The 8,117-nt window shown below is 36.8% G+C and carries 8 protein-coding genes and 1 tRNA gene; 2 read left to right on the top strand and 7 right to left on the bottom strand.

From position 1 onward, the window contains the following. The 6 genes from QVL57_RS03710 to QVL57_RS03685 all read right to left on the bottom strand — a co-directional run. Nucleotides 1–392, bottom strand: a 392-nt coding sequence (locus tag QVL57_RS03710; RefSeq protein ID WP_290075833.1) for a LysM domain-containing protein, incomplete at its 3' end; no start/stop codon positions are given. Between the two features lie 306 nt (nucleotides 393–698). Next, nucleotides 699–2,033, bottom strand: coding sequence for a Tol-Pal system protein TolB (tolB, locus tag QVL57_RS03705; protein WP_290075831.1), 1,335 nt, complete (start codon nucleotides 2,031–2,033; stop codon nucleotides 699–701). Nucleotides 2,034–2,057: 24 nt separating this feature from the next. Then, a complete protein-coding gene (locus QVL57_RS03700; protein WP_290075830.1) occupies nucleotides 2,058–2,780 on the bottom strand; it encodes a hypothetical protein in 723 nt (240 codons plus the stop codon). A gap of 11 nt (nucleotides 2,781–2,791) precedes the next feature. Further along, complete coding sequence (locus QVL57_RS03695; protein ID WP_290075828.1) at nucleotides 2,792–3,241, bottom strand: biopolymer transporter ExbD; 450 nt, start codon at nucleotides 3,239–3,241, stop codon at nucleotides 2,792–2,794. 11 nt (nucleotides 3,242–3,252) lie between these two features. Further along, nucleotides 3,253–3,954, bottom strand: coding sequence for a protein TolQ (gene tolQ, locus QVL57_RS03690; RefSeq protein WP_290075826.1), 702 nt, complete (start codon nucleotides 3,952–3,954; stop codon nucleotides 3,253–3,255). 57 nt (nucleotides 3,955–4,011) lie between these two features. Next, nucleotides 4,012–5,070 carry a disulfide bond formation protein B gene (locus tag QVL57_RS03685; protein WP_290075824.1) on the bottom strand — a complete coding sequence of 353 codons (1,059 nt, stop codon included), beginning with the start codon at nucleotides 5,068–5,070 and terminating at the stop codon, nucleotides 4,012–4,014. Nucleotides 5,071–5,206: 136 nt separating this feature from the next. Here QVL57_RS03685 and QVL57_RS03680 point away from each other — a divergent pair. Next, nucleotides 5,207–5,293, top strand: a tRNA-Leu gene (locus QVL57_RS03680). Nucleotides 5,294–5,405: 112 nt separating this feature from the next. Then, nucleotides 5,406–7,211, top strand: a complete 1,806-nt coding sequence (locus QVL57_RS03675; RefSeq protein ID WP_290075823.1) for a hypothetical protein — start codon at nucleotides 5,406–5,408, stop codon at nucleotides 7,209–7,211. On the opposite strand, the gene QVL57_RS03670 is transcribed toward QVL57_RS03675, so the two are convergent. Then, on the bottom strand, nucleotides 7,204–8,082 hold the full coding sequence (locus QVL57_RS03670) for a methyltransferase (protein WP_290075821.1): 879 nt from the start codon (nucleotides 8,080–8,082) through the stop codon (nucleotides 7,204–7,206). The two genes, QVL57_RS03675 and QVL57_RS03670, sit on opposite strands and share 8 nt — an antisense overlap. Nucleotides 8,083–8,117: the final 35 nt, after the last annotated feature.

Raw genomic sequence — 8,117 nt, 5'->3', positions numbered from 1 at the left:
CGTAAAATGCTACTGCCTTGCTCCAAATAATTTGCTATAGAGCTCGCTATTGCCGTATCGCCATCCAAATAGCGGGACATTGCGCTAGAAAGCGGCCGCCTAGGCACGATTACACTATCGCCTATGCGCAATTCTTTCTGGCCACCCAGCATAAAACGACGGCTATTTAAACGCATAAAACCTGCTTCGCTAATATTATAACGAGCACAAAGTTGGCTAATCGTTTCGCCTTTACGAACTAGATGTGTTTTGGTATCAAATGGCAAAAGCTCTGCCGAGCCTAGCTGGCTTGTCGTTATAACATGCGCTATACGGTCTCCACCAGAGACTATTTCTGCTCCGCTACGACCATATACGTTCGACGGAAAAACCGACATAGAAACGTATATCATACACGTTATATAACTTATTAACCGCCTTAACATCTATTTCTATTTTTACACATCCAATAAAATTTTACATTCACTTTAGGGGTTATATGGTATGTCCCATTACAATATGAAGAGCAGCACAGTAGCAGCCCTTGCAGCCAAAATCAATAACTATTAAGCCTTGCTTCTAACGCTTAATAGCAGGTTGTTTCATTATGAGAAAAAGTTAACGAGCAATAAATACTCTGTATTATTATAACAATAGAAAAACTCATAAAAACATTCCTTTAGCCAAAATATATACATTATTAGGTCATAATTATGTTCTCAAAGCTTAAAAGACCAATCTGGGTCTGAGGCATCATGTGGGGTAAGAATTTGACGCTCTTCGCCCGTAATTATATCTAACGCATAAAGCTTTGGGTGCCCCATTGCATTTTCTTTAAAAAATACTAAAGATCTGCCATTGGGGGCCCAACAAGGCCTTTCACTATGAAAATTTGTATCAAATAACCGCTCTTCGCTACCATCAATACGACAAATTCCTATGGAAAATTGTCCGTGCTCCCTCTTTGTAAAGGCAATATAGTCACCGCGTGGCGCCCATACGGGGGTCGAATAACTACCACTGCCACGCGAAATTTGTGTTTTACCTGTTCCATCAGCATTTATTAGATATAATTTTTGTTGCCCGCTACTATCTGAAGCAAAAACAATTTGCTTCCCATCGGGCGAAAAAGAGGAAGCAGCATCTATATTATTTCCATCGGTAAGTTGATGCATATAGCCCTCCCCATGCAATAACATTGTGCGCGGACCCGCTGCCTTTAAGGACTGCATAACTTTTTCAACATCAAGAGAAAATAAACTAGCATTACCATTATCACGCAATTTTGCCATTATCACACTTTTGCCATCTGGACTAAAGCTTGGAGCAATCGTCCCGTTAGAAGATTGCTCTAAAATTGCCCTGGCGCCAGTTTTAAGCTCTTGCAAGCAACTATGGGGGCTATCGTTAATATAAACGGTATAAACTACACTTTGCCTATCTGGCGCAAATTTTGGTGTTATCGCTAGCTGTTCTCCATTAGTTAAATAAGCGACATTCGCACCGTCTTGATCCATTATGGCAAGTTTTTTAATACGCTTATCGACTGGCCCAGTTTCATCTATAAACAATAGCTTACTAGTAAAATATGGCTTTTCACCCGTTAACCCACTATATATGGCATCGGCTACCATATGAGCAAGCTGGCGCCAACCGCGTAAATCTCCATATATTCGTCGCGCTAATACTTTTTGTCCGGTGTGCACATTCCATGCATAAAATTCTATCGTAATTTGTTTATCTAGCTTAGAGCTAACTTTTCCCCCTACAATGTAATCAGCACCCAACGCCTTAAACTTTATAAAAACGGGGCTATGATCTAAATTTATAACTTCACTTTTCCCAATAATATTAAACAAAGCTGAAGTTTTAAGGTCACCAGATACAACATTGGTAATATTATCGCCTAATTCTGTAGAGCTAGCAATTTTAGCAATATATATCGGGATGGGGTTAAAATTTCCCCCACTTACGTCTACCCTTAAAGCCGCAGCGCAACTTTGGCTATTTACAGCAAAAATAATAAATAATAGTATTTTAAAAAAATTACACATAGCTGCACTCCATAACCTATAATGTTAATTTAGCTGCGTATAGGGGTCAAAAAGCATTTCAATGTCTTTCCAAAGATAATATTTATCCAAGGGCAATGCAAAAGGCGAGCAAGCCTTTAAAGCTGATACTGCCTGAGCATAGGCGATATCTCTTTGGTGTTCATCTCCACCTAATATTTGTATGTCGGGCATATTTTGTAAAGCTCCATTTTTTTGTAGACGAAAAACAGCTTTTATTTTAAGCTGAGCGCCTCTGGTGCCCAAAGCAACTAGATTAAATTTGCTATGGACACAATCTCCTATTTGCTTCGCAAACATTTGGCCTAGCTTAGCTTCATCCTTATCGTTATGCATCGACTTAATAATCTTCTTTTTTTCTGGCACTAAAATTTCTTTATGCACAATCTTAGCATGTTCCTGTGCTTGTCTTATAATTTTTTTATGATGTGGCGCTTTAATAACATCTTGCATAATAGGCTTAGCTTTTGGTAAAGATTTTTTCTGCACTATTTTCTTTGCCATTGGAGCAACTTTCGGCATTACCTTAGGCGGAGCTGGGGCCGGAATATGGGGAGCCGACATCATAGGTTTAGAAATTTCTTTCTCTGGGGCAGCTACAAAAGATATCGCTACAGAAGCAGGAGCTTCATCACCAATTTTTAAATTTTTTTGAGTAAAAAAAGCAACCAATAAGGATAACAAAAACAATAAATGCATCAAACATGATATAGCTAAACTTTTTTGCATATATTGTCCCATTATTGCTGTGGTAAACTCGCTAAAGCCAAACGTTTAAACCCGGCTTGCTGCAACACAGCTAACAGCTGCAGAATTTTTTCATAAGCAGCTGTTTTTGCCCCATGCACAAAAATTTGCTGCTTTTCAGGCTCCAATATTTTTTGCTTCAAGGCTAAAAGCAATTGTTCTTTATTAGCCATAGCTTGCTCGTTTAAATAGAGTTGATTATTTTCATCTAAAGATATAGTAACGCTTTTACTTTCAGATGGTACATAAGATGCTTGAGTTTCCGGCAGATTAATAGGTACACCATTAACCAAAAGAGGTGCCGAAACCATGAAAACAATCAACAAAACCAAAATAACATCAACAAAAGGCGTAACATTTATTTCGCACATGCAGTTGACTTTAGATCTTCTACTTCTTCTATTGAGCCGTGAACCAGAGCTAGAACTATTAGAAAAACCCATGTTGCCGCCCTCTATTCAACTAAATTTTCATCCAATTGTCTCGATAAGATAGAGGAAAATTCATCACCAAATCCATCTACCCAATTCATAATTTTATTAGAATCTGTCAAAAATTTGTTATATAATAATACTGCTGGTATAGCAGCAAGCAGGCCAATTGCAGTGGCTAATAAAGCTTCTGCTATTCCAGGAGCCACTACGGCCAAAGAAGTGTTTTTGGCCATAGCAATAGAAGTAAAAGAGCTCATTATACCTATAACGGTCCCAAATAGTCCAATAAATGGCGCAATCGCCCCTACTGAAGCTAAAAAAGGAAGCCCCGACTCTAAGCGCTGGGCTATATGGTTAGATGACATGGCGATTGACTTTTCTAAACGTGCCTGCAAACCTATGGGCGCATTAATACCAAATTTAGCGGATTTTTTCCACTCTCGCATAGCTTCAACAAAAATAGATTCAATACTTCCATAACCACAATTTTCATATAATTTATACAGTTCTTCAAAAGAATGCCCAGACCAAAATTGTGCTTCAAAAATGCGAATGCTCCGCCACATTTTTCTATAAAGACTAAATTTTTCTATAGCTAACGTCCACGACCAAATAGAAGCAAGAAGCAAAATTAAAATAACCAGCTTAACTAACCAATGGGCATTAAGAAACAAACCTAAAATGTTAAAAGATGTAGGAAAGCTGGTAGCGGTTGTTGGCATATGATTATCCTATAATAAATCTTTTGTCCTATATACTATAGTACAATTATTGTTAACTTATTGTAAATCAGGGCACGATTTATCGGCCCTAAAACAACCAAATAATTGTGTGCTAAATAAAACTAAAATAAGAGAAAAAATAAAGCTCCACGCCGTAAACGGAAGATGTAAGAAATGACCAGCAGCGATATCGCAGGCAGCTCTATGAGGTTGGCCTAGAGCTTGTAGCAAATCTTTCGAATTATGCGCAAAAAGTGTTGCCTGAGCCGTACAACTTTTTGGCCCTGCCCACCAATGTCGCTCTACACCAGCATGATAAATAGAAACTAACACATTGCTAATAAGAAATATGGTTAAACTCCAACTGGCAACATATTTTAATAATTTTGCTTTTGGCCAAAGAAAATCTAATAATAGCAAGAAACCGCTAACAAATAAGGATGCTATAAATAAATAACGCTCTACATAACAAAGTTTACAAGGTATAAACCCAGCGCCATATTGCAAATAAAATGAAGCGAAAACCACAGCAAAACTCAATAAAAAAACTGTACCGCTTATTAACCTAAAGCGAACTTCTTTTATAAAAAACGGTTGAAGATAAGGTCGCAAAAACTCTTTAAACCTATTGCCATAAGTAGTAACTAACCACGCTAAGCCATATAGTCTTAATGCGCGCGCAGATAAATTTAAGATAAAAAATAAAGGAAGGTTAACATGTATCAATCCAGCCAAAATATTAACTAGCTTAATAGGCGGCAAATGCACCAACCCAGAGGTAATTAAAAATAATATAATAAGTTTAATGTTAGAAATAGAACGCAAATGCTCAAAATATGCTGTCTTATCGTAAAATTCTAACACTGGCAAAGCTATAGTTTTGTAAGCAAATGCACCAATAAACCACCCAAGCAGAGCACCTAATACTGAAAAAACTGTGGCAATAAAAGCGTATTTATAAGCTTTTTGCGGTCGCGCTAAAAGCATTGGTATATAAATTACATCAACGGGCAATAAAAATACAGAACTTTCTAAAAAAGCCAAAATCGCCAACCAGTAAGAAGCTGTTTGACGCTCATGTAATTTATATTTTTTAGCAAAGCTAGAATCGTCCATAAATACAATCAAAAATAATATAATATACCAACCATATAATAATATAATTGTTAATATATTACTAGCTTTGACTATAAATTTAACTTTATGCTTGAAATTATAAATTTTTTCTGCAATAAAGGAAAGATACAGGCTTGCGGGTGTGGTGGAATTGGTAGACGCGCCAGACTCAAAATCTGGTTCTGGAGACAGAGTGTCGGTTCGAGTCCGACCACCCGCACCATAGCATCAAATTACAAGTAAAGCTTCCCATTAAAACAATTGGACAAATCTAAGCAAATTTGCTATAATATCCACTATAAATTTAGTATTATTGTATAAATTAGGTGCGACTTTTGGTTAGCAATAGCGAAGTTCAGGAATATCTACAAGAGCAAATAGAAGAGCTAGCCACAAATATTAGCTTAAGCCACTTTGATGACAAGATAAAATGGGCAGAGGCAAATTTTGAATATGGACGTACCGCTTGTATTTTGGCAGAGCTTGAGCATGGGACAAAATCCTATGATCTTTATGAAAAAGCCATAGAAGCATTTAAAAATGCTTTGCCAGTTTATAAAGGCAGCGCACATTTCAAAAAAAAATGTAACACAACAATTGCTCTATGCAAAACTTTACGCTTTTATGGGCTGCAAAAGGGTGGCGCCTATGGCGAGGCTTGCTTAACCCAAGCGCTTAATCTATTGCATAAACTTAGCAAATCCACCAAACAAGAAAAGTTTTATAAAACATTAGTAAATGTAATTTGTGAGGAAGCCTATTCATACCGAGCCTTAGCACAACTCTCTCAGCTTAGTAAGCGGTTATCCTATCTACAACAAGCTAGCCAAGCACTTGAAAAAGCTACAAAAGTCCTGCAACAAAAAGAAGACTTTACAGATTGGGCCTATATCTTGCTCATACATGCTCATGTGCATGTGGAAATTAGTAAGCTACAACAAGCTGATGCAGCCCGCGCTTCTTTAGAAACGGCAACAGAATTGTTCAAAGCAGTATTAGAAAGCGCAAAGCACCAGACATATGCTGCAATACCAATGATACAAGAAAATGAATATGTAAATGCCGCTTTTGAACTCGGCTGTACTTACACAAAATTAGCCTATCAGTCCAAATCAAATAATAATTTAATTGATTTAATAAACGCACTATCAGCCTTTTCGCTTATAACCGATACAATGATAGCGCAATTAGATAATAAGACCAAAATCGAGCTCTACCAAAATAAAGCAAAATTATTAGGAGTCTTAGCGTACAAAACACAAGAAAACAAAATGGCACTACAGCTATTATGGCAGGCTATAGGTCTACATGAGCAAAGCTTGGCTATCTTGCATAATCAAGCCTGGTCAGCTACAAATGTAACTATACTGTATCAATTGGCTAAAGATCTCGAAGCCTGCGCTTTGCGTTCAGCAACAACTGAGCGCAAACATCATCAATTAACTGCCATAGCAAGTCTAAGAAAAGCAAAGCAACAAGCAGAACTCAAAAAAGAAACCCTTTTATCTAGCAAAAGCTCTTTGCGATTAGCTAATCTTTTATATAAAACAGCAATTTTGGACACTTCAGATAAAATGGCGCTAACCTTATTTAGCGAAGCAGCCGAAATTTATACGAAAATACTTAAAACTAAAGACCTACCATATACACTGCCTATTTACAAAAAACTCGCTGCAATATATGCGTCTATGGCAAAGCTACAAAACACTACCCCGCTTAACAATAAATACCTCAAAAAAAGCAGTGCATATTTATACAAAGCAGCTAAATTGGCGCCTACAACTTTCGCCTTGAAATTAAAACTAGCTCAAAGCTTAATAAAATTAGCCAAGCTAAACAAAACATCTAAAAAATATCGTAATGCTATTGAAAAAATTTTAAAAACAATGAGCAATAATGCCGACCTTAAACCAATTTGGCTCCGAAAAGCTAAATTGTTGCAAGCAGAGTTTTATTATTTATGCAGTAAAAATTCCAAGCTAATAAAACGCATAGCTTATCTAAGCCAGTGTCACGCGATATATAATGAAAATGAACTTTGTCCAAACAAAGCAAAAGAAATGGTGCAAGAGTTAGACTTATTATATAAAAAACACTGGTTCCGTTTATTATTTGTAAAAAAGGCTAACAGAATCAAATAATCTTAGCTGACAATGCGGTAGCTAAAGATATCTTGGCACTACCTGGTTTAGCTGGTTTTTGCTGCTCTTCATGAGGCGCCCAAGCGCTTACCCAAATTATTTCAAAAGTTGCAGCAACAGCTCCATCGCTTCTGCTAAAATTTTTTGTATATATTTCCTGTGCTCTAGCCCAAAGTTTTTTAGAGATTGGCCGCTTAACGCGTTGTTGCAAGGCATTTTGCATACCCCAAAGGCGCAAATCATCTATAAGCGCATTAACGTTTTTATAATAAACTATAACCTCTTCGCTATCTACCACGGGCATAGCAAAACCTGCGACATGTAATAAATCCCCAATATCCTTTAAAGCAATAAAGGGGGCTATGCGAGCACTAGCACCGTTATGAAGCTCTAACTCAGCCTCCATAAGACTTGAACGTAATTCAAATAAACTCTTGCCTCCTAAAAAACAAGCCAAAAACAACCCATCTTTTTTTAATTTCAACAAAAGCATTTTTAGAAAATTCGGTAAATCATTTATTAATTGCATCGATAATAGTGATACAATTAAATCCACCGATGCTGGTAATTTTAAAAGATCTTCTCTTTGGGCAATAATATATTCATTCGAAGCAGCCAAAAAAGATAAATCAGTTTCGATCCGGGTTACCTGTTCAACTTTTCCTGTTGCTAATAAAGCTTCTTTAGCTAAATTATCATAGCTATGCAGATCTAGAGCAAACGGAAAATGTCTATTAACGAGACTCAACCTATATGATAAATCTTTTGCAGCTATTTGCAATAAAAAAGCCGGAGCCGGAATGGCCCTTCGCAATGCTCGTTGACGAAAAAGCTCTATTTGCTTATGATCAAATAACAAAGGTTGTTTCATATAAATACTACAAAAATAATTAATGTTTTAAAAAT

The organism is Bartonella sp. TP (assembly GCF_030406085.1).
Lineage (GTDB): Bacteria > Pseudomonadota > Alphaproteobacteria > Rhizobiales > Rhizobiaceae > CALTWN01.
Note: the sequence above shows the minus strand (reverse complement) of the source record. Positions and strands in the feature narration are given on the sequence as shown.

Bases quoted from the DNA above. Each gene is read 5' to 3' on its own strand.
- QVL57_RS03695 (WP_290075828.1), bottom strand. From the start codon at position 3,241: ATGGGTTTTTCTAATAGTTCTAGCTCTGGTTCACGGCTCAATAGAAGA.
- QVL57_RS03670 (WP_290075821.1), bottom strand. From the start codon at position 8,082: ATGAAACAACCTTTGTTATTTGATCATAAGCAAATAGAGCTTTTTCGT.
- tolB (WP_290075831.1), bottom strand. From the start codon at position 2,033: ATGTGTAATTTTTTTAAAATACTATTATTTATTATTTTTGCTGTAAAT.
- QVL57_RS03685 (WP_290075824.1), bottom strand. From the start codon at position 5,070: ATGGACGATTCTAGCTTTGCTAAAAAATATAAATTACATGAGCGTCAA.
- QVL57_RS03700 (WP_290075830.1), bottom strand. From the start codon at position 2,780: ATGCAAAAAAGTTTAGCTATATCATGTTTGATGCATTTATTGTTTTTG.
- tolQ (WP_290075826.1), bottom strand. From the start codon at position 3,954: ATGCCAACAACCGCTACCAGCTTTCCTACATCTTTTAACATTTTAGGT.